The sequence below is a fragment of the Pseudomonas sp. S2_F07 genome, assembly GCF_054668325.1.
In genome coordinates this window covers 2809338-2830910 of the sequence record NZ_CP162758.1, presented here as the reverse complement: position 1 = coordinate 2830910, position 21573 = coordinate 2809338, and the positions used below count along the sequence as shown (strand labels likewise).

18 protein-coding genes are annotated in these 21573 nt (G+C 60.6%); 13 read left to right on the top strand and 5 right to left on the bottom strand.

Features of this window, described 5'->3' with window-relative positions; genetic code table 11:
* The first annotated feature begins 262 nt into the window (after nt 1-262).
* From AB4O40_RS12640 to AB4O40_RS12620, 5 genes are all read left to right on the top strand, one after another.
* Nucleotides 263-2164 carry a DUF1302 domain-containing protein gene (locus AB4O40_RS12640; RefSeq protein ID WP_056726244.1) on the top strand — a complete coding sequence of 634 codons (1902 nt, stop codon included), beginning with the start codon at nt 263-265 and terminating at the stop codon, nt 2162-2164.
* 28 nt (nt 2165-2192) lie between these two features.
* The gene (locus AB4O40_RS12635) at nt 2193-3557 is read left to right on the top strand and encodes a DUF1329 domain-containing protein (RefSeq protein ID WP_056726243.1); all 1365 of its coding nucleotides are present in this window, start codon (nt 2193-2195) and stop codon (nt 3555-3557) included.
* Nucleotides 3558-3731: 174 nt separating this feature from the next.
* Nucleotides 3732-6470: a LuxR C-terminal-related transcriptional regulator gene (locus AB4O40_RS12630; RefSeq protein WP_460054303.1), complete on the top strand. Its 2739-nt coding sequence runs from the start codon at nt 3732-3734 to the stop codon at nt 6468-6470.
* Nucleotides 6471-6556: 86 nt separating this feature from the next.
* Nucleotides 6557-7198 (top strand): MBL fold metallo-hydrolase, encoded by a 642-nt coding sequence (locus AB4O40_RS12625; protein ID WP_056726241.1) that lies wholly within the window; start codon nt 6557-6559, stop codon nt 7196-7198.
* Between the two features lie 104 nt (nt 7199-7302).
* Nucleotides 7303-8046, top strand: a complete 744-nt coding sequence (locus tag AB4O40_RS12620; protein ID WP_414914552.1) for an OmpA family protein — start codon at nt 7303-7305, stop codon at nt 8044-8046.
* 50 nt (nt 8047-8096) lie between these two features.
* Here AB4O40_RS12620 and ehuA read toward each other — a convergent pair whose 3' ends face one another.
* The 4 genes from ehuA to ehuB all read right to left on the bottom strand — a co-directional run bounded on the left by ehuA (nt 8097) and on the right by ehuB (nt 11216).
* Nucleotides 8097-8891, bottom strand: a complete 795-nt coding sequence (gene ehuA / locus AB4O40_RS12615) for an ectoine/hydroxyectoine ABC transporter ATP-binding protein EhuA (RefSeq protein ID WP_414914653.1) — start codon at nt 8889-8891, stop codon at nt 8097-8099.
* 80 nt (nt 8892-8971) lie between these two features.
* Nucleotides 8972-9628: an ectoine/hydroxyectoine ABC transporter permease subunit EhuD gene (gene ehuD / locus AB4O40_RS12610; RefSeq protein ID WP_414914553.1), complete on the bottom strand. Its 657-nt coding sequence runs from the start codon at nt 9626-9628 to the stop codon at nt 8972-8974.
* Nucleotides 9625-10284, bottom strand: coding sequence for an ectoine/hydroxyectoine ABC transporter permease subunit EhuC (gene ehuC / locus AB4O40_RS12605; protein WP_414914554.1), 660 nt, complete (start codon nt 10282-10284; stop codon nt 9625-9627). Before ehuC ends, ehuD begins: the two co-directional genes overlap by 4 nt.
* 77 nt (nt 10285-10361) lie before the next feature.
* Nucleotides 10362-11216, bottom strand: a complete 855-nt coding sequence (gene ehuB / locus AB4O40_RS12600; RefSeq protein ID WP_460054307.1) for an ectoine/hydroxyectoine ABC transporter substrate-binding protein EhuB — start codon at nt 11214-11216, stop codon at nt 10362-10364.
* Between the two features lie 292 nt (nt 11217-11508).
* Here ehuB and ehuR point away from each other — a divergent pair, with 292 nt between their 5' ends.
* The 8 genes from ehuR to AB4O40_RS12560 all read left to right on the top strand — a co-directional run bounded on the left by ehuR (nt 11509) and on the right by AB4O40_RS12560 (nt 20895).
* Nucleotides 11509-12903 carry a MocR-like ectoine utilization transcription factor EhuR gene (gene ehuR / locus AB4O40_RS12595; RefSeq protein WP_414914556.1) on the top strand — a complete coding sequence of 465 codons (1395 nt, stop codon included), beginning with the start codon at nt 11509-11511 and terminating at the stop codon, nt 12901-12903.
* 107 nt (nt 12904-13010) lie between these two features.
* Nucleotides 13011-13982 (top strand): hydroxyectoine utilization dehydratase EutB, encoded by a 972-nt coding sequence (gene eutB / locus AB4O40_RS12590; RefSeq protein WP_414914557.1) that lies wholly within the window; start codon nt 13011-13013, stop codon nt 13980-13982.
* Between the two features lie 34 nt (nt 13983-14016).
* On the top strand, nt 14017-15009 hold the full coding sequence (gene eutC, locus AB4O40_RS12585) for an ectoine utilization protein EutC (protein ID WP_460054311.1): 993 nt from the start codon (nt 14017-14019) through the stop codon (nt 15007-15009).
* A 42-nt stretch (nt 15010-15051) separates the two neighbouring features.
* Nucleotides 15052-16242: an ectoine hydrolase DoeA gene (gene doeA / locus AB4O40_RS12580; protein ID WP_414914559.1), complete on the top strand. Its 1191-nt coding sequence runs from the start codon at nt 15052-15054 to the stop codon at nt 16240-16242.
* A 3-nt stretch (nt 16243-16245) separates the two neighbouring features.
* A complete protein-coding gene (gene doeB, locus AB4O40_RS12575) occupies nt 16246-17247 on the top strand; it encodes a N(2)-acetyl-L-2,4-diaminobutanoate deacetylase DoeB (protein WP_414914560.1) in 1002 nt (333 codons plus the stop codon).
* 70 nt (nt 17248-17317) lie between these two features.
* On the top strand, nt 17318-17797 hold the full coding sequence (locus AB4O40_RS12570; protein WP_095059942.1) for an Lrp/AsnC family transcriptional regulator: 480 nt from the start codon (nt 17318-17320) through the stop codon (nt 17795-17797).
* Nucleotides 17798-18025: 228 nt separating this feature from the next.
* A complete protein-coding gene (locus AB4O40_RS12565) occupies nt 18026-19498 on the top strand; it encodes an NAD-dependent succinate-semialdehyde dehydrogenase (RefSeq protein WP_460054316.1) in 1473 nt (490 codons plus the stop codon).
* 11 nt (nt 19499-19509) lie between these two features.
* The gene (locus AB4O40_RS12560) at nt 19510-20895 is read left to right on the top strand and encodes an aspartate aminotransferase family protein (RefSeq protein ID WP_414914562.1); all 1386 of its coding nucleotides are present in this window, start codon (nt 19510-19512) and stop codon (nt 20893-20895) included.
* Nucleotides 20896-21081: 186 nt separating this feature from the next.
* Here AB4O40_RS12560 and AB4O40_RS12555 read toward each other — a convergent pair whose 3' ends face one another.
* Entirely contained in the window at nt 21082-21516 is a 435-nt protein-coding gene (locus AB4O40_RS12555; protein WP_056726239.1) for a Z-ring associated ZapG family protein, read from the bottom strand.
* Nucleotides 21517-21573 lie beyond the last annotated feature (57 nt).

The following is a 21573-nucleotide window of genomic DNA, read 5'->3' as shown; positions in this document are numbered from 1 at the left end:
CCATCCTTGCCGTGCCGACGGGTGTCGGACTGGCGAAAGGACTGTTCCAGAGTGGCTGGCAACTGCAAATCACACTTTAGAGGGATCAAGCGCTACTACCTGCTGGCTATAGTCCGCTCAAGGATTTTTAAGAACGGGGCAACCGCACGAACAGGGGCGATGCAACTTTGGAATGACTTTGGGATGCCATGGCTCCCGGTTATCCACAGCGTTTTTAGAAGTGCTCTTGCCATAAAAATAAAATGCACATGGAGTAGCGTCGATGACATCAGTTAACCAGTTCTGGCGCCGGGCGAAACTGCCCCTGGCTGTCAGTCTTGCCTCTACGCTCGCCGGGCCAGCATTCGGCGTCAGTTTCAACGTCGGTGAAATCGAAGGTCAATTCGACTCATCCCTGTCGATCGGTGCCAGTTGGTCTACCGAAAGTGCCAACAAGAACCTCATCGGTGTCAACAATGGCGGCAAGGGTCTGTCCCAGACTTCTGATGACGGTCACCTGAACTTCAAGAGCGGGGAAACCTTCTCGAAGATCTTCAAGGGCATCCATGACCTTGAACTGAAATACGGCGATACCGGTGTTTTCGTCCGTGGCAAATACTGGTACGACTTTGAACTGAAGGACGAAAGCCGTCCGTTCAAGGACATCAGCGACGAGGGCCGCAAGGAAGGCGCCAAGTCTGCCGGCGGCCAGATCCTCGACGCCTTCGTCTACCACAACTACGCCATTGCCGATCAACCAGGCTCCGTGCGTCTGGGCAAGCAGGTCGTGAGCTGGGGTGAAAGTACCTTCATCGGCGGTGGCATCAACTCGATCAACCCGATCGACGTGTCCGCGTTCCGTCGTCCGGGTGCCGAGATCAAGGAAGGCCTGATCCCGGTCAACATGTTCTATGTGTCCCAGAGCCTGACCGAAAACCTCTCGGCCGAAGCGTTCTACCAAATTGAATGGGACCAGACCGTCGTCGACAACTGCGGCACGTTCTTCTCTCAGCCGGACATCGTTGCCGACGGCTGCAACGACAACCTGCGCGTACTGGCCAAGCGCTCGCAAATTCCGGCCATTGCCTTGGGGCCGTTGGCCGCCAACGGCGTCGACGTCAACAACGAGGGTGTTCTGGTGCGTCGTGGCCCTGATCGCGATGCCCGTGACAGCGGTCAGTGGGGCGCGTCCTTCAAATACATGTTCGACCCGCTGGACACCGAGTTCGGCGCCTACTTCATGAACTACCACAGCCGTGCGCCGATCTTCAGCGCCACCGGTGCGCCGCAGTCGGTCTACAACACGGCAGCGGGGCTCCCAGGCCCGTTCGCCGCGCTGGCGCCATTGTTGGTAGCGGGTAATTCGCAGTACTTCATCGAATACCCGGAAGACATTCGCCTGTATGGCCTGAGCTTCTCCACCACCCTGCCTACCGGTACGGCGTGGAGCGGTGAGATCAGCTACCGTCCGAACGCTCCGGTGCAGCTCAACTCCACCGACATCCTGTTCTCCGGTGTCCGTCCTATAGGCAATAACAACCCGAACAACCCGTTGACCAATGCATCGCTGCTTACCGGCGTGCCAGGTCAGGACCTGCACGGGTATCGTCGCAAGGAAATCACCCAGTTCCAGACCACCCTGACGCACTTCTTCGACCAGGTCATGGGCGCCAGCCGTCTGACCCTGGTGGGCGAAGTGGGCGTGACCCACGTTGGCGGCCTGGAAAGCACTTCCGACGTTCGTTATGGCCGCGATCCGGTCTACGGTCCGGGTGAGTTGCCTGCCTCTGGCGCGCTTGATACCTGCGTGGCGCTCAACACCAGCACCATCAACGGTGCCGGCGCGGGTACGCCGACCAACAACCGCAGCCGCAACTGCACCGACGAAGGCTTCACCACGGCGACTTCGTGGGGCTATCGCGGTCGTGCCATCTGGGAATACAACGACGTGTTTGCCGGTGTGAACCTCAAGCCGAACGTTGCCTGGTCCCATGACGTGAGCGGTTACTCCCCTGGCCCTGGCGGCAACTTCGAGGAAGGCCGCAAGGCGGTGAGCCTGGGTGTCGATGCCGAGTACCAGAACACCTACACCGCGAGCCTGGCTTACACCAACTTCTTCGACGGCAGGTACACCACCGTGGATGACCGCGACTTCGTTGCGCTCAGCCTCGGCGTGAACTTCTAAGCACAGTATTTTCAGGACGAACGCATAAATGAAAATAACAAAAAGTCTGTTCCACGCCGGTGTTCTGGGCCTTTCGCTGCTGGCGACCAGCGTCATCGCAGCGGTTCCCCAGGCCGAGGCCGACAAACTGGGCAAGAGCCTGACCCCGATGGGTGCCGAAATGGCGGGTAACGCCGACGGTTCGATCCCGGCCTGGAAGCCGATGGCGAAGAACGCCGGTACGGTCGACAGCAAAGGTTTCCTGTCCAATCCGTTCGCCAGCGAAAAACCGCTGTTCACCATCACGGCGCAGAACGTCGACCAGTACAAGGACAAGCTCGCCCCGGGCCAGTACGCGATGTTCAAGCGCTACCCGGAAACCTTCAAGATGCCGGTCTATCCGTCCCATCGCGGTGCCACCGTGCCGGATGAGGTGTTCGCCGCCATCAAGAAGAACGCCACCAACACCAAACTGGTGTCCGGCGGCAACGGCCTGGAGAACTTTGAAACCGCCATTCCGTTCCCGATTCCGAAAAGCGGCGTTGAAGTCATCTGGAACCACATCACCCGTTATCGCGGTGGTAGCGTGACCCGCCTGGTAACCCAGGCCACGCCACAACCGAACGGCTCGTTCAGCCTGGTGTACTTCCAGGACCAGTTCGTGTTCCGCGACAAGATGAAGGACTACGATCCGGCGAACCCGGGCAACATCCTGTTCTACTTCAAGCAGAAAGTGACTGCCCCGGCACGACTGGCCGGTGGTGTGCTGCTGGTGCACGAGACCCTCGACCAGGTGAAGGAACCGCGTTCGGCGTGGGTCTACAACGCCGGTCAGCGTCGTGTGCGCCGTGCGCCGCAAGTGTCCTATGACGGCCCGGGTACTGCGGCCGACGGCCTGCGTACTTCCGACAACCTGGACATGTTCAACGGTGCACCGGATCGTTACGACTGGAAGCTTGAAGGCAAGAAAGAGATGTACATCGGCTCCGATGCCTACAAGCTCGACGATCCGAAGCTCAAGTACACCGACATCATCAAGGCCGGTCACATCAACCAGGACCTGGCGCGTTACGAGTTGCGTCGTGTGTGGCATGTGGTTGCAACCCTGAAGGAAGGTCAGCGTCACATCTACGCCAAGCGTGATTTCTACATCGACGAAGACACCTGGCAAGCTGCGGTGATCGACCATTACGACGGTCGTGGCCAGCTGTGGCGTGTAGGTGAAGCCCATGCCGAGAACTACTACGACAAGCAAGTGCCGTGGTATGCCCTTGAAGCCCTGTACGACCTGCAATCGGGTCGTTACCTGGCGCTGGGCATGAAAAACGAAGAGAAGTCGGCTTATGACTTCGGCTTCACTGCCACCACCAGCGATTTCACCCCGGCCGCCTTGCGCCAGGATGGTGTTCGCTAAGGTGAACTGAGTAGAGGCCGCACCCTCTGAAACGCCCCGACTGGTTCGGGGCGTTTTTTTTGCGTGCAGACTTTTTGTAGCCATTTGTAGCAATTACCTTCATTCCCTATCCGTTTACGGCTAGTCTGCGGACATCTGCAACGCCGCCACCCGCAATTCAAACAAGAGCCGGCTATGACTGATTTGTCTACACTCCCAGGTTCTGCAAACGTTGCTGTCGCGACACTCGACGGGCGCTTCTTCCGCCCGCCGTTGCCCGACGGCCATGTGCTGCGTCCACGCTTGTGCGAGCGCCTGAGTGCCGGGCTCGGTGGCAGGTTATTGCTCGTCAGCGCACCAGCAGGGTTCGGCAAGAGTTCGTTGGCGGTGGAGTTTTGTCAGGGGTTGCCGGCGCACTGGCAAAGTCTCTGGCTGGGCTTGAGCCCGCGAGACAGTGACCCGGGGCGTTTTCTCGAGCGCCTGCTGGAAGGTCTCCAGGACTACTTCCCGCACCTGGGCAGGCAATCGCTCGGGTTGTTGAAAATGCGCCAGCGCCATCAGCCTTTCGCATTCGAAGAATGGCTGGACGGCCTGCTCGACGAATTGGCCGAGCACCTGTCCACCGCGACGCCATTGCTGTTGGTGCTGGATGATTACCATCTGGCCCAAGGGCCGGTACTCGACCGTTGCCTGCAATTTTTCCTCAATCATCTACCCGATGGTTTGCTGGTGATGGTCACCAGTCGCCAGCGTCCCGACTGGCATCTGGCGCGGCTGCGGCTATCGCGGCAACTGCTTGAGTTGCATGAACAGGATCTGCGCCTGACCCACGACGAGGCCTTGAGCCTGCTCGACCGGCACAGCAGTTCCCTGCGCGGTGAGGCACTGGAGAACCTGATCGAGCGCAGTGAAGGTTGGGTCGCGGGGTTGCGTTTCTGGCTGCTGGCCGCCTCGGAGGCGGGCACCGATGGCGCGTTGCCGCAATCGTTGCACGGCGGGGAAGGACTGATCCGCGATTACCTGCTCGAAGAGGTCATCGATTGCCTGCCCGCCGAGGTCCAGTCGTTCCTCTATGACACGGCGCCCCAGGAGCGTTTTTGCAGCGAACTGTGCGACGCCGTTCGCGACGCACATGACAGCGCAGAGATCCTGCGTTTCCTGCTCGCCCACCAAGTGTTCCTGGTGCCGCTGGACGAGCATGGCCACTGGTATCGTTACCACCACCTGTTTTCCGATCTGTTGCGCACGCGCCCGACTTCCCAGTCGATGGTGCCGGCCGCCAGCCTGCACCTGCGTGCCTGCCGCTGGTTCAATGCCCAGGGGCTGCTCGATGAGGCCGTGGAGCAGGCCTTGCGCGCCGGTCACCTGGACGTCGCGGCGAACCTGGTACAGAACCTCTCCGAAGAGCAACTGCTGGCCGAGCAGAATGTCGGCATGTTGCTGCGCTGGAAAATGGACTTGCCTGACAGCTTGCTGATCAGCACGCCGCGACTGATTGTGCTCTATAGCTGGGCGCTGGGGATGGCATGCCAACTGGATGCCGCGGAAGAACTGGCCAGCCATTTGAGCCGCTTCCTGCCCGCTCCGTCGGCCACCGCCCAGAAGTCCATGTTGGCCCAATGGCTGGCATTGAGCGGCATTATTGCCCGTGGGCGCGGCAACCGCGAACTGACGCTGCGGTACTGCGGCGAAGCGTTGGAAAGCCTTCCACCCAAGCGTTACGGTCAGCGCCTGATGTGCCTCTCGACCCTGTCCAACCTGGCCATTGCCGACGGTGATTTGTGGCGGGCACGAGGGCTTAACCGCGAATCGCTGGAGCTGGCGCAACGGGTCGGCAACCCCCTGTTCGAAGCACTGGCGCACTACGACCGCGCCCGGGTGCTGCAAGCGCGCGGGGAAATCTGTCGGGCGCTGGAGGAGGTCCGTCAGGGAATGCAGCGCCTGCAGAGCTTGCCTGCGCAACGGCTGTATGCGGTTCGCGCCCGGCTGACCTTGTACGAAGGCTTTTTACTGGCACTGCGCATGCAGCCGCAAGTGGCGCGCTTGCGATTGCAGGCCGGTTTGAGCGAGGCGCGGGCCTGCCGTGATATCAGCGTGCTGATCGGTCACTGCGTGATTGCCAGGCTGGAAGGCAGCAGCGGCGAGTTCGCCAAGGCCTTTGCCGAACTTGCCGAAGCCGAACGCCTCATGCACATCTGGGACGTACCACCGATCTACTACCTGGCCATGATCACCCTGGTCAAATGTGAACTCTGGCTGGCCCAGGGGCGCACCGATCTGGCCGAAGCCTGGCTAGCGCGCCTGGGGCAGACCTATAACGGCGAAAACGGGGCGGCACCACCGGAGTTCCACCCGCAACTGCCGTTGCATATCGAATTGCAACAAGCCTTGCTCGACGTCATCCAGGGCCAGCCGATGCTGGCCGAAGGGCGTTTGAATGCGCTGCTTGAACATGGCCAGCAAAGCGGTCGTCAGATGCTCAGTGCCATGGCGCTCACCCAGAAAGTGGCGTTGTTGCTGGGCAGCGGCCGGGAACCGGAAGCACGCAGGGCGCTGGCCCAGGCGCTGGACGCTGCTGGCGGAGGAGGGCTGCAACCCTTTGAGGGCTTGTTGGCCGAGCACCCGGACTGGCTGCGTGGGCAGCTTCAAAACTGTCCACAAACCCCCGTATCCCTGAGCCTCAGTGAGAAACTGCCGGCATTGGCTGCCCGTCCCGGACTGGAGTCCTGCGTGGCCGCGGAACAGCTCAGCACCCGGGAAATGGCAGTCCTGCGATTGATCGCCCAGGGCTGTTCAAACCAGGAAATCAGCGATCAGCTGTTTATCTCACTGCACACGGTCAAGACCCACGCCAGCCATATCAACAGCAAGCTCGGGGTCGAGCGGCGTACACAGGCGGTGGCACGGGCCAAGGAATTGGGGGTGTTGGGTTAAGGATTTTTCACGTTACCCATCGCAGCCATTGGTTCGCTGCTCAATTGTGCGAAAATCGCTCGTCCCCGTTAATCGAGCAGGCCACGATGTCCCAGCAGCCCACCCTCATCCGCGAAACCTTCCCCGTCGGGCCTTTGCAGTGCAACTGCACGATCATCGGCGATCCGGTAACGAAAAAGGCCATCGTCGTCGATCCGGGTGGCAATCATGAACTGATCCTGGCGCGTCTCGATGCCCTGGGGCTGAAAGTGGTCAGCATCATTCACACCCATGCGCACCTCGATCATTTCCTGGCTTCCGGCCAACTCAAGGAGAAAACCGGCGCGACCCTGCATCTGCACAAGGAAGACCAGTTTCTGTGGGACAACCTGGAAATGCAGTGCCAGATGTTCGGCGTTCCTTATACCCCGGTGCCGTCCCCGGATCGCTGGCTGGCCGATGATGAAGAACTGGCCTGCGGTTGTGGCGTGGCGCTGCACACGCCAGGTCATACGCCGGGCTCCATGAGCTTCTGGTTTTCCGAGGCCAAGCTGCTGATTGCCGGTGATACGTTGTTCAAGCGTGGGGTAGGGCGCACGGATTTGTGGGGCGGCGACCAGGCCACCATCGTGCGTTCGATCAAGCAGCGTTTGTACACCCTCGACGAGGAGGCGATAGTGGTGGCCGGGCATGGTCCGGATACCCGTCTGGGCGATGAAATGCGCGAAAACCCGTTTGTACGGGCCTGATTTGTAACGAGCGGAATTTTTATTCCAGGAAGTGATCCAACGCCCGCAAAGGCTGATGCCTTGGTCCGTTGCACCACAGAATGCAAAAAAAGTAGGAGCTTTACATGTTCACCACGCGTCGTTTGATTATTCTCGCTACGGCTGTGGCCGTTTTGTCCGGTTGTGCATCGCCTAACCCATACGGCGGTCAGGGCCAGGCTCAGGGCCAGACGGATAGCGGCTCCGAAGGCATGAGCAAGACTGCGAAATACGGTGGCCTCGGTGCTCTGGCCGGCGCGCTGGCCGGTGCTGCGATCAACCACGATAACCGTGGCAAGGGTGCACTGATCGGTGCTGCGGTGGTTGGTGCTTCCGCCGCCGGCTACGGCTACTACGCCGATCAGCAAGAGAAAAAGCTGCGCGCCAGTATGGCCAACACCGGTGTTGAAGTGCAGCGCCAGGGCGACCAGATCAAGCTGATCATGCCGGGCAACATCACGTTCGCAACCGATTCGGCGAACATTGCTCCAGGTTTCTATCAGCCGCTGAACAATCTGGCGGGCTCACTGAAAGAGTTCAACCAGAACCAGATCGAGATCGTCGGCTATACCGACAGCACCGGCAGCCGCCAGCACAACATGGACCTGTCCCAGCGTCGTGCCCAGAGCGTGGCAACCTACCTGACCTCGCAAGGTGTCAGCGGTGCCAACCTGAGCGCTCGCGGCGCCGGCCCGGATAGTCCGGTTGCGAGCAACGCTGACGTCAATGGCCGTGCACAGAACCGCCGTGTAGAGGTCAACCTCAAGGCGATTCCAGGCCAGCAGTATGGTGGTCAGCAACAGCAGGGTACCGTTCAGCAATACCCATAACACCGCAAAACAAAACTGTGGGAGCGGCGGTGCCGCTCCCACATTGTTTTTTAGTTGGCTTCTTTCACTGCGCTGAGAAACGCGCAGGTCCGCTCCTGCTGTGGATGTTCGAAAATCTGCGCCGGTGTGCCCTGCTCGTGAATCTGACCCTTGTAGAAAAAACACACACGATCGGCGAACTCCCGGGCAAACCCCATCTGGTGCGTGACCATCAGCATGGTCAGGTTGTGTTCGGCGCCGAGCTTGCGGATGACGTTGAGCACTTCGCCGCACAGTTCCGGATCAAGCGCAGAGGTCACTTCGTCAAAGAGCATGACTTTGGGGCGCATGGCCAACGCCCGGGCAATGGCAACCCGTTGTTGCTGCCCACCGGACAGCTGCGAAGGGTAATGCCCCAGCTTGCTGCCCAGACCCACCAGTTCCAAAAGGTCCGCTGCTCGTTCGCGTGCTTCGGCCGGCTTCATGCCCAGCACTTGCACTGGCGCCTCAATGACGTTTTGCAAGGCCGTCATGTGCGGAAACAGGTTGAAGCTCTGGAACACCATGCCGATCTTGCCGCGAACGCGACGGATATGCCTGTCGTTGGCAGGCACCAGCACGCCGTTGCGATTGGGCATGTGCGTCAACAAATCATCCTCGATGCGGATCAGTCCGTCATCAATGCCCTCAAGCGTCATCAACACTCTCAGTAGCGTGGATTTCCCCGAGCCGCTGGGGCCGATGATCGCGACTTTTTCGCCTGGAGTGACATCCAGGTTCAAGTGGTCGAGCACGGTGAAGTTGCCGTAGCTCTTGGTGACGTCCTGAAAGCTGACAATCGGCTTGAGCGGTTTCGATTCAGGCATGGCATGGGCCTCTTGCGGACGCAGCGATGTCAGGTTGCCGCACCGGGAAAGGTCGTTGGAGGTCGAGATGGGAGAAGTCATTAGCGTAGCTCCAGACGCAGTTCAAGGCGCCGTACCAGATAAGCCAAGGCGATGCTCAGGGCGAGGAAAAACAGACCGACCATGGTGATCGGCTCCAGATAACGGAAGTTCTCGGAACCAATGTTCTTGGCTTGCTGCATGATCTCGACCACGGTGATGGCCGACAGCACCGGCGTGTCCTTGAGCATGGCCACCAGGTAGTTGCCCAGTGGCGGCAGGATCGGCCGCAGGGCCTGGGGCAGGATGATGTTGCGGTAGGCGCTGTACGGCGCGATGTTCAGCGCCGTAACGGCCTCCCACTGCGCCCGTGGCACGGCGTCGAGGCCACCGCGGTAAACCTCGGCGATGTAGCAGGCATAATGCACGCCGATGCCGATCACCCCCACCTGCATGGCCGTCATGCTCACGCCGTAATTGGGCAGCACGTAGTAGAGGAAATACACCTGGATCAGCAGCGGCGTGCTGCGAATGAATTCGATCACCCCGGCGGTCGGCCACGATAACCAGAGCAGGCGACTGCGTCGGCCGATGGCCAGAAACAATCCCAGCACAATGGCGATCAGGAAACCGAGCAGGGTAATGCCCACGGTGTTCAGCGATGCCCGGAGCAAATCGGGCAGGATCTGCCAGGCATATGTCCAGTCGAACAGGGTCATGACAGACCTCCACGCATCCGGCCGCGAGCCAAGCGTCGCTCAACGCTGCGCATGCCGAGGTTGATCGCTTGAGCCAGAACGAAGTACATCACCAGCGCCAGGCTGAATATTTCCAGGGTCTGGAAAGTGGCCTGATCCAGTTGCCGGGCCCGGAAGCTGAGGTCCGACAGGGTGATCAGCGAGACCAGCGAAGTATTTTTCAGCAATTCGATCAACAGGTTGGTGCCCGGTGGAATGGCCGCCAGCAACGCCTGGGGCAAAATGATTCGCCGAAAGCGCTTGTAGCCGCTGAAGTTCAATGCAGTCGCCGCTTCGTACTGCCCTTTGGCAACGGAGCTGATCGCACCACGCATCACCTCCGCGCCGTAAGCACCGATGTGCAAGCCGAGGCCGACAATGGCCACGCTGTAGGGGCTCAGTTCGAGATTGAACGGTGGCAGCGGCAAGACGAAAAACAGCCAGAACAATTGCACCAGCAACGACGTGCCGCGGAACACTTCAATGTAGGCGACGGAAAACCAACTCACCGCTCGCCACGGCGACATGCGCCCGAGTGCTGCCAGAATGGCGGCGACGATCGCCAGCAGCGAGCCGAAGAAGGTCACCTGGAGCGTCACCCAGGCGCCTTGTATCAAAAGCGGAAGTAATTCACCCATTGTTCACACCTGCGTGGTTCAACATCCGGAGTCAGCAGGGAAATAGGCATCGCGCCAGGGCGCCATGCCCGTTTCGACTATTGAGCGCAGAGCTCGGCAGCCGTTTTGCTTGTCACGTTGGATTTGTCGAAGCCGAAAGGGGCAACCGTCTTGAGATGTTCTTCGGAGCCCAGCCACTTTTTCAGTTCGGCATTGACGGCGTCACGCAGGTCTTTGTCTTCCGGGCGGAAGGCGAGGGCGCCATAACCGGTGTGCGAAGGGTCATCCTTGAACTCGGTGACCGCTTCGACCTTGTCACCACCTTTGCTGGCCAGGCCTTTCATGGTCAGCTGGGTGCCGACGGCCGCATCGGCACGCCCGGCGCGCACGGCTTGCAACTGCGCGGTGGTGTCCGGTACCTGGAGGATCTGCGCATCCTTCACGCCAGAATCCCGCGCGTATTTCAGGTTGACCGTGCCGGCCATGATCGCCAGTTTCACATCCGGGTTTTTGGCGATGTCTTCATAGCTGTGCAGATTCTTCGGATTGCCTTTGGCGGTCAGGAGTGCGTCGGGCAACTGGTACTGCGGGTCGGTGAAGATGACCTGCTTGCAGCGCTCGGGGGTGATGTACATGCCCGCGGCAATCACGTCGAAACGTCCGGCGCGCAGGCCGGGGATCAACGAGCCCCATTCGGTCAGCACACCGTCGACTTGCTTGATGCCCATTTTTTCGAAGATGACCTTGGCGATTTCCGGTGATTCACCGGTGACCCTGCCGTCGGTTTCAGTGAAGGCGAACGGGGTTTCGTTCGCATAACCGATGCGGATGCTGCTGTTCTTGGTGATGGTTTCCAGCGTTGTGGCGTAGGCGCTGGTGGCCAGGCCGAATATCGCGCAAGCGACGAACAGGTGGCGCAAGACATGGGGAGTGCGGGAAATGGAATTGCTCATCGATAAAATCTCCTGTTTCTTGTGGACCCGTCTTTGACGGCTCTGTGGTAGGAGGCAGTGTGACAAGAGCAAAGCGTACGAGGGCTGGTCCACCTGTTGAGCCGAAGCGCGGGGAGACAGTTCCGGTACAGATCGATTGATTGTTGTTGGTGGCTGGTTCAGCAGCCTGGGCATCGACCTTGTACCGAGCATACAAAAGCACTGCGCAGGATTGCATTGCACTAGGACAATTGCTTTGCATGGATTCTCGCGGGATGCTGTCGGCACTGGCAAACACGTGGGTTCGGCGCCGATGGACAAGTGGAAGGCAGCACTGGAAATCGCCCGCAGCGGCGAGTCGAAATACAAGATCCTGGTCCAGGCGATTGCCGACGATATCGAGCAGGGTGTGCTGGCCAATGATCAGCGGTTGCCACCGCAACGTAATGTCGCCGATGCCATGGGCATCAGTGTGCAAACCGTCACCAATGCCTACAAGGAGCTCGAGCGCCAGGGCCTGGTGCGGTGCGAGGTCGGGCGCGGCAGTTTTGTCTCGCGAAGAATGAGCGATCGGGTAGCCACTTATATTCTCGACAGCCCCGAACGGGCGCTGGTGGATTTTTCCATCACACGGATCATGCACACCCGTGAGCATGACCAGTTCTGGCGCGAAACCTGTCGCGAACTCAGCACCGAAGAGGATCAGCCCTGGATTCATGCGTTTCGCCCGATTGCCGGTTTCGAGTCGCACCGTGAGGCGGCGATGCACTGGATCGCGCGGCAAGGCCTGCGGGTCGAGCGCGACGACATCCTGATCACCAACGGTGCTGCCCACGCCATTTTTCTGGCCTTGGCATCCCTTGCCGGCCCGGATGATGTGGTGCTTTGCGAAGGGTTGACCGACCACGGCGTCATCGGTAATTCCCAGGTGCTCGGGTTTACCCTCAAGGGTCTGGAGATGGACCGGCATGGCATCGACCCCGAGCATTTCGAGGACATGTGCAGCAACGAGCGCATCACCGCGCTGGTCTGTACGCCAAACCTGAACAACCCGACCACCAGCCTGATGCCGGACAGCCGTCGACGGGAAATTGCCGAGATCGCCAGGCGTTTTGGCGTGCACATTATCGAAGACGATGTGTACGGCCCTCTGCTGGACGAGCGCCGGGCGCCGCCGATCAGCCACTATTTGCCGGAATTGTCGTTCTATTGCACCAGCATGACCAAATCGGTGCTCACCGGTTTGCGCGTCGGATATCTGGTGATGCCAAAGCGGCTGGCGTTGCGTACCGAAAGTATTTTGCGGGTCAACAGTTGGATGGCAACGCCCATGGTCGCGGAGATTGCCACGCGCTGGATTCGCGATGGGCGCGCCGACACCCTGGTGGATTTGCAACGCAGACTCTTGTCCGGTCGGCAGGCGATGGTCAGCGAGTACCTGGACGAGTACCTGCTCGGCCAGCATCCCTATGCATTGAATGCCTGGATCGGCATTCCCCCTCATTGGGAAGTCGACAGCCTGGTGCGGGCGCTGCGCCACAAGCACATTGCGGTCACTTCGCCCGACCCGTTTACGGTGCGTGGCACGCCCAGGCCCCGGGCAGTCCGGGTGTGTGTCGGTGCCGAATGCAGCGACGAGGAAATGCGCGATGCGCTGATGGGCATGCGTGAAATCTTCGGTCAGTACCCGCAGATCCATGATTTTTGAGCGGGCGATCGGTGCCAGAAAGTTAGTCGATTAAATTGCCCTAGTACATTCATTGCGACAATCCAGCCCTTTTAGACTGCGCCCAACACCTCACTTGGGACGCGGTCATGTCAGTGCTGCTGCTAAACGATATCTACCTCGCCCGCCAACGTATTCAATCGCTGGTCCGGTGCACGCCCATGGAGCATTCGCCCAGCCTGTCCCGGCAATTGGGCGTACCGGTTTACCTCAAGCTCGAATCCCAGCAAATCACCGGCAGCTTCAAGTTGCGCGGCGCGAGCAATGCCGTGGCACAACTCAATGCCGAGCAAAAGGCGTGTGGCGTCGTCGCCGCGTCGACCGGCAATCATGGGCGGGCGCTGGCCCATGCCGCGTCCCGGCAAGGCGTGAAGGCGACGATTTGCCTGTCGCATCTGGTGCCGGGCAACAAGGTGCAGGCCATTCGCGATCTTGGCGCCGAAGTCCGCATCGTCGGCCAGTCCCAGGATGATGCCCAGCGTGAGGCCGAGCGGATTGCCTATGAACATGGCGCGATGCTGCTGCCGCCGTTCGATCATCCGGCGATCATCGCCGGGCAGGGCACGCTGGGGCTGGAGATCCTTGAACAACTGCCGGATGTCGCCCAAGTGCTGGTGCCGTTGTCCGGCGGCGGTCTGTTTGCCGGCGTGGCGCTGGCACTCAAAAGCGCCAATGCGCAGATCGTCACTCATGGCATCAGCATGCAGCGCGGTGCGGCCATGCATGCCAGCCTGGCCGCCGGACGTCCAGTGGAAGTCGAAGAGCTGCCGACCCTCGCCGATTCCCTCGGCGGCGGCATCGGCCTGGATAACCGTTACACCTTCAACATGACCCGCGACACCTGTGACCACCTGCATCTGCTCAGCGAAGCCTCCATTGCCCATGCCTTGCGCCATGCCTATCGCGAAGAGCGCCTGGTGCTCGAAGGCGCGGCGGCGGTGGGGATTGGCGCTTTGCTTGATGGCTTGATCGAACCGCGTGGACCGATCGTGGTGGTGGTCAGCGGTCGCAATGTCGACGTCGATCAGCATCTGCGTGTGCTGGCTGGTGCGGATGCGTGAGCTCAATCAAAAATCAGACTGGAGTGCCGCGTTGATGAGTGAAATCACCCTGTTGAGCGAAGCGGATCTGCGAGCCTGCGTGGCCCTTGATCTGCCGAGTATCGAAGCCATCGAGCAAGCCTTTGTGCTGCTGGCCACCGCCGCCGTGGCCATGCCGCCGATCCTGCGTCTGGACATCCCCGAGCATAATGGCGAAGTGGACGTGAAGACGGCGTATCTGCCCGGATTGGAGCGCTTCGCGATCAAGGTCAGCCCGGGATTTTTCGACAACCCGAAACTGGGCCTGCCAAGCCTCAACGGCATGATGATGCTGCTGTCGGCACGCACCGGTTTGCTCGATGCCTTGCTGCTGGATAACGGCTACCTGACGGCCGTGCGCACGGCCGCGGCCGGTGCGGTGGCCGCGCGAGCATTGTCGCGGGTCGACAGCCGCAGTGTGGCGCTGATCGGCGCCGGCGAGCAGGCGGCGTTGCAACTTCAGGCCTTGCGGCTGGTACGGCAGATCGACAGCGTACGGGTTTGGGCCCGGGACTGCGCCAAAGCCGAAGCCTTCAGTGTCGAGCTGGCGCGTGACAGCGGGCTGGCGGTCAGGCCGTGCGCAAGTATCGACGAGGCCATGGATGGCGTGGACATCGCCATCACCTGCACGCCGAGCCGTGAGCCGTTGATTGACGCGCGGCATTTGCAGCCCGGCCTGCACATCACGGCCATGGGTTCGGATGCCGAGCACAAAAACGAAATTGCCCCCAGTGCGCTGGCACAGGTCCATTGCTACGTGGCGGATCGCTTGAGCCAGACCCGCATCCTCGGCGAATTGCATCACGCCCTTGTAGCTGGCGTCGTCAGCGATGAGACCGACTTCGCAGAGTTGGGGCAGGTGCTGGCCGGGCAGCGTCCCGGTCGCACAGATGAAAAGCAAATCACCCTGTGCGACCTCACCGGCACCGGTGCCCAGGACACGGCCATGGCCAACCTGGCATTCGAGCGCGCGCGTTCGGCAGGCAAGGGGTTTCAGTTCGGCAGTTAACCGGTTTTTTCATCCGCGTGTCATTTATCAGAGGGCAGGTGCATGTCTCAGATAGTCGTCAATCTCCCGTTCGAACGGGGGGAATATGCCCAACGTCTGGCCAAGGTTCGAGCGGCCATGCAGACGCAGGGCATCGAGCTGTTGCTGGTCACCGATCCGTCGAACATGGCCTGGCTGACCGGCTATGACGGTTGGTCGTTTTACGTCCATCAATGCGTGCTGCTGGCGCTCGACGGCGAGCCCGTGTGGTTCGGTCGCGGGCAGGATGCCAACGGCGCCAGGCGCACGGTGTTCATGCAGCAGGAAAATATCGTCGGTTATCCGGACATCTACGTGCAGTCCCGGGAGCGGCACCCGATGGATTACCTGTCGCGGGAAGTCATCAGCGCCCGCGGTTGGGACGCGCTGATCATCGGCGTGGAAATGGACAACTATTACTTCAGCGCCGCCGCTTACCTGTCGCTGAAAAACAACCTGCCGAACGCCACTCTGGTGGACGCGGTCGGCCTGGTGAACTGGCAGCGGGCGATCAAGTCGCCGCAGGAAATCGCCTACATGCGCATCGCCGCGCGCATCGTCGAAAAGATGCACGGGCGCATCCTCGAACGGATCGAACCGGGCATGCGCAAGAATGAGTTGGTGGCCGAGATCTATAGCAGCGGCATCCTCGGCGCCGACGGTCATGGCGGTGATTACCCGGCCATCGTGCCTCTGTTGCCGACCGGTGCCGATGCCAGCGCGCCGCACCTGACCTGGGACGATACGCCGTTCGAAAAGGGCGCCGGCACCTTCTTTGAAATCGCCGGTTGCTACAAGCGTTACCACTGCCCGTTGTCGCGCACCATTTACCTGGGCAAGCCGCCGCAGCATTTTCTCGACGGTGAAAAAGCCGTGGTCGAAGGCATCGCCGCCGGGCTTGAAGCGGCCAAACCGGGCAACACCACCGGCGACATCGCGGTGGCGTTCTTCAAGGTGCTGGAGAAATTCGGCATCCACAAGGACAGCCGTTGCGGCTACCCGATCGGCATCAGTTATCCACCGGATTGGGGCGAGCGCACCATGAGCCTGCGTCCCGGCGACACCAGCGTGTTGCAACCGGGCATGACCTTCCACTTCATGCCGGGCCTGTGGATGGACGATTGGGGGCTGGAGATCACCGAGAGCATTCTGATCACCGAAACCGGCGTCGAAACCCTGTGCAACGTGCCACGCCAACTGTTCGTGAAGGATTGAACCATGAGCGAATTGCCGGACAACCCGATCAGCGCCACGGTGGATTTCACCCGTGAAGGCGTGCAGCACGGTTTTCTCAAACTGCCGTATTCCCGGGACGACTCGGCCTGGGGGGCGGTGATGATTCCGCTTACGGTGATTCAACGCGGTGAGGGGCCGACCGCGCTGCTCACCGGTGGCAACCATGGCGACGAATACGAAGGGCCGGTAGCGCTGAGCAAACTGGCCCAGGGGCTGAGCGCCGACGAGGTCAGTGGGCGGGTAATCATCGTACCGTTCATGAACACCCCGGCGTTCCATGCCGGACGGCGCACGTCTCCGATCGACAAGGGCAATCTCAATCGCAGTTTTCCCGGCAAACCGGACGGCACGGTGACTGAGAAAATCGCCGATTACTTCACGGGTACCTTGCTGCCATTGGCCGACATCGTGCTGGATATTCACTCCGGCGGTCGCACCCTGGATTTCCTGCCGTTCGCTGCTTGTCATGTGCTGCCGGATAAACAGCAGCAGGCGCAATGCGAGGCCGGGATGCGTGCCTTCAATGCGCCGTACAGCATGCGCATGCTGGAACTCGACGCCGGGGCGATGTACGACACCGCCGCTGAACGCCAGGGCAAAGTCTTCGTCACCACCGAACTGGGCGGCGGTGGCTCTTCCACGGCGCGCAGCGTGGCGATTGCCGAGCGTGGGGTGCGCAATCTGCTGGTGCATGCCGGGATCCTTGGCGGTGAGGTGCGGCTCGCACCGTCGATCATGCTCGACATGCCCGACGGCGATTGCTTCATCGCCAGCGAGCACGACGGTCTGCTGGAAATGTGCCGTGATCTGGGGGACAGCGTGGAGCAAGGTGAAGTGATTGCCCGTGTCTACGATGTCACCCGCAGCGGCGTTGCCCCGATGGAATACCGTGCGGCTCGCAGCGGTCTGCTGGCGGCGCGGCATTTTCCGGGACTGGTGCGGTGTGGTGACACTGTGGCAGTGATCGCGGATGTGTTGACCTGACATCAATCCCTGTGGGAGCGAGCAAGTCCGCTCCCACAGGGTCTCCTAAATATTCACGAGATCGTCACCCATGCACAAACTCGATCGCTATGACCTGAAAATCCTGAGAATCCTCGCTGAAGACGGGCGTATCACCAAATCGAGCCTGGCCGAGGCGATCAACCTGTCGGTAACACCTGCGTGGGAGCGGGTGCGCAAACTCGAAAGCCTGGGCTTGATCAAGGGCTACCGGGCACAGATCGACTGGAACGCGGTGTTCAAAAGCCAACAGGTGCTGGTGGAAATCACCTTGGCCCGACACACCGCGCAGGACATGCGGCGTTTCGAACAGCGCATGAACGAGGCTGCCGAAGTGGCTTTCTGTTACGCCACCGGTGGTGGCGTCGATTACATGGCGATGATCCAGGCACCGGACATTGACCATTACCAGCGCTTCATCGACCAGTTGTTGCTCGACGACCTGGGCATCGAACGCTACTTCACCTACATCGTCACCAAGACCATCAAGACCGGCGGCGCCTTGCCCGCTGAAGTGGCGCAGGAGCTTTGAAAACACCGCTATTCCCTGTGGGAGCGAGCCTGCTCGCGATAGCATCCTTGCATTCAACCCTGCACTGACTGATGTCCCACCATCGTGAGCAGTATTCACACCGCAAAAATCCCCGATTTACCCCCGCTCAATCAGAAAAAACCACCTGCCGCACCCCGTTCAAACGCCAAATCCCCGAGGTCTTGCTGCCCTAGCATGGTTCCACGCACACGGATTGGAGTGAACGCCATGACCTACAAACATCCACTGCTGTTCAAGGCACTTTGCTACGTTGATGGCCATTGGGTCCACAGCGACAGCGGTCACAGTATCGCCGTGCATAACCCGGCCGATCAAAAACTCATCGGCCATGTGCCGATGCTCGATCAGCCGCAAATTGTCGCGGCCATCGATGCCGCCCACCGCGCGTTTACCGGCTGGCGCGAACAAAGCCTGGAGGCACGCGGGTTGATTCTGCGACGCTGGGCGGCACTGATTCTTGAGCATCAGGAAGACCTGGCGAGGATTCTCAGCCTGGAGCAGGGCAAGTCCCTGGCCGAGTCCCGCGGTGAAATCGCCTATGCGGCCAGCTTCATTCCCTGGTTCGCCGAGGAGGCGCGGCGCCTTTACGGGCAGAACATTCCCAGCCACATACCCGGTGCGCACCTGGGCACGCTCAAGGAACCGGTGGGTGTCTGTGCGCTGCTGACCCCGTGGAATTTCCCCTCGGCCATGATCACCCGCAAAGCGGCGGCCGCCTTGGCGGCCGGTTGTACCGTGGTGATCAAGCCCGCCCATGAAACACCGTACTCGGCGTTTGCCCTGGCGCAACTGGCGGAGGAAGCGGGTTTCCCGGCCGGCGTGTTCAACGTGGTGCTGGGCGAGCCGCAAATGGCCATGCAAACCCTGGTGCAGGACAGTCGCGTGCGCTCGGTGAGTTTCACCGGCTCGACCCGCGTGGGTAAGTTGGTGCTGCAAGCGGCGGCTGCGGATGTGAAGAAGGTCTCGCTGGAACTGGGTGGCAACGCACCGTTCATTGTCTGCGCCGATGCCGATCTCGGGCTGGCGGTAAAGGTCGCGGTCGCCGCCAAGTTTCAGACCTCCGGCCAGGATTGCTGCGCGGCCAACCGCATCATGGTCGACCGTTCGATCTACCCGGAATTTCTCAAGGGTTTTGCTTCGGCGGTGCGTGAACTGCGGGTCGGCCCGGCAATGCTGGGCGATCGTGAGCAGAACGTCGATATCGGCCCGTTGATGCATCAGGCCGCCTTCGATGTCACCGCCGAGCGTGTGGCCGATGCCTTGCAACAAGGGGCGCAACGACTGGTGGGGGGCGAAGCCCATGCGCTCGGCGGTCTGTTCTATCAGCCGACGGTGCTGGCCGACGTCACGCCGCAAATGCGCATCTACCGCGAAGAGAACTTCGCGCCGATTGCCGGGGTGATGCCGTTCGACAGCCTCGATCATGCCGTCGAAATGGCCAACGACACCGAATACGGTCTGGCCACCTACATTTGTTCCAATCGCCTGGACCTGATCTACCCGCTGATTCGTCGTCTCGACCACGCGATGGTCGCGGTCAACGGCGTCAAGTTCACCGGCCATCCGATCCCGTTCGGTGGCATGAAGGCCTCGGGGCTGGGCCGTGAAGGCGGCACCGAGGGCTTCGAAGCCTTTGTCGAAACCAAATACTTCTGCCTGCACCATCAAGGCCAGTTCTGAGGAGATCTACCATGAGCCAAGAATTCGATACCCTGTTCGAGCAAGACCGTGCGCATTTCATGCACCCTTCGACCCATGCCCATGACCACGCCAGCGGGGCACTCAAGGGGCGCATCATCAAGGGCGCATCGGGCATCCGCATTCGCGACCACGAAGGCCGCGAATTCATCGACGCCTTCGCTGGCCTGTACTGCGTGAACATCGGCTATGGACGCACCGAAGTCGCCGATGCCATCTATAAGCAGGCCAAGGAACTGGCTTATTACCATACCTACATGGGGCATTCGACCGAAGCGATCATCGAGCTATCGAGCCGCATAATCGACTGGGCGCCGCAAGGCATGAAGAAGGTCTACTACGGCCTCTCAGGCTCCGACGCCAACGAAACCCAGATCAAACTGGTTCGCTACTACAACAACGTACTGGGTCGTCCACAGAAAAAGAAAATCATCTCCCGCGATCGCGGTTATCACGGCTCGGGCATCATGACCGGTAGCCTGACCGGCCTGCCAAGTTTCCATCAACATTTCGACCTGCCGGCCGAAGGCATCAAGCACACTGTGTGCCCCCACTGGTACCGCAAGGCGCCGACCGGCATGGATGAGGCCGCGTTCGTGCGCTACTGCGCCGACGAGTTGGAGAAAATGATCCTCGCCGAAGGCCCCGACACCGTGGCGGCGTTTATTGGCGAGCCGTTGATGGGGACGGGCGGCATCATCGTGCCGCCAGCGGGTTACTGGGCTGCGATTCAAGCCGTGCTGAATAAATACGATGTGTTGCTGATCGCCGACGAAGTGGTCTGCGCTTTTGGTCGCCTCGGCTCGAAGATGGGCAGCCAACGCTACGGCATGCGCCCGGACCTGATTACCACCGCCAAAGGCCTGACCAGTGCCTATGCACCATTGTCGGCAGTGATCGTCGGCGAAAAGGTTTGGGATGTCATCGAAAAGGCCTCCGAATCCCAAGGTGCCATGGGCCATGGCTGGACTTATTCCGGACACCCGATCTGTGCTGCTGCGGCGCTGGCCAACCTCGATATCCTGGAGCGGGAAAACCTCACGGCCAATGCCGAGAAGGTCGGCGGCTATCTCAATCGTCGGCTGCGTGAAACCCTGGAAGGGCATCCACTGGTGGGCGAGGTGCGCGGCGACGGGATGCTCGCAGCGGTTGAGTTCATGGCTGATCGCGAACAACGCACACCGTTCGATGCGGCACTGAAGGTCGGCCCGAAAGTCTCGGCGGCCTGCCTGGAACGCGGCATGATCGCCCGGGCGATGCCCCATGGCGATATTCTCGGCTTTGCCCCGCCGCTGGTACTGACGGAGGCTGAAGCGGAGCTGATTGTTGGTATCACCAAGGATGCGATTGATCAGGTGGCCAGTGAGGTGCTTGGCTAACCCCCGCCATAACGGTCACCTGTAGGAGCTGCCGCAGGCTGCGATCTTTTGATCTTGCTTCTTAGAATCAAAGGATCGCAGCCTCGTTGCACTCGACAGCTCCTACCTGCCTCAATTGAGTCGTCAAAAACAAAAAAGCCCCCGGGCAATCACGTCCGGGGGCTTTTTGTATCGCGCGAAACCTGCTTACTTCTTCAGGCCATAATGCTCATCAAGCATGCCCGGCGAGTTCGGGGCTTTCGGTGCGTAGTCGCGCGGCGGCTCCTGATCGCGCGGTGGCGTCAGGCGCTCACGGGGTGCCTGCGTCGCATCGGCGTGCAGGGAGGCCAGCAGGCGTTGGCGGGTCTGTTCGTCCAGGGCCAGGCGGTTGGCGCCCTCGGCGAGATGGTCCTGCACTTCCTGATAGCTCTGAGTCAGTTTCTTGACCAGTGTCGCGGTGCTGTTGAAGTGGGTCACCACCTCGTTCTGATAACTGTCGAAACGTTCCTGAATATCGTCCAGCTGACGCTGCGTGCGGCTGGGCGCGGCGTTCGGTGCAACGCGAGCGATCAGGAACCCAATGGCGACACCCACAACCAGGGCAAGAGTCGGTAACAACCAAACTAAGAGCGAGTGTTCCACGAGTCCTTCCTCTATAAACGGCTTTGCTTTACGTTAACGGCTCGAACCTGCGCTGTA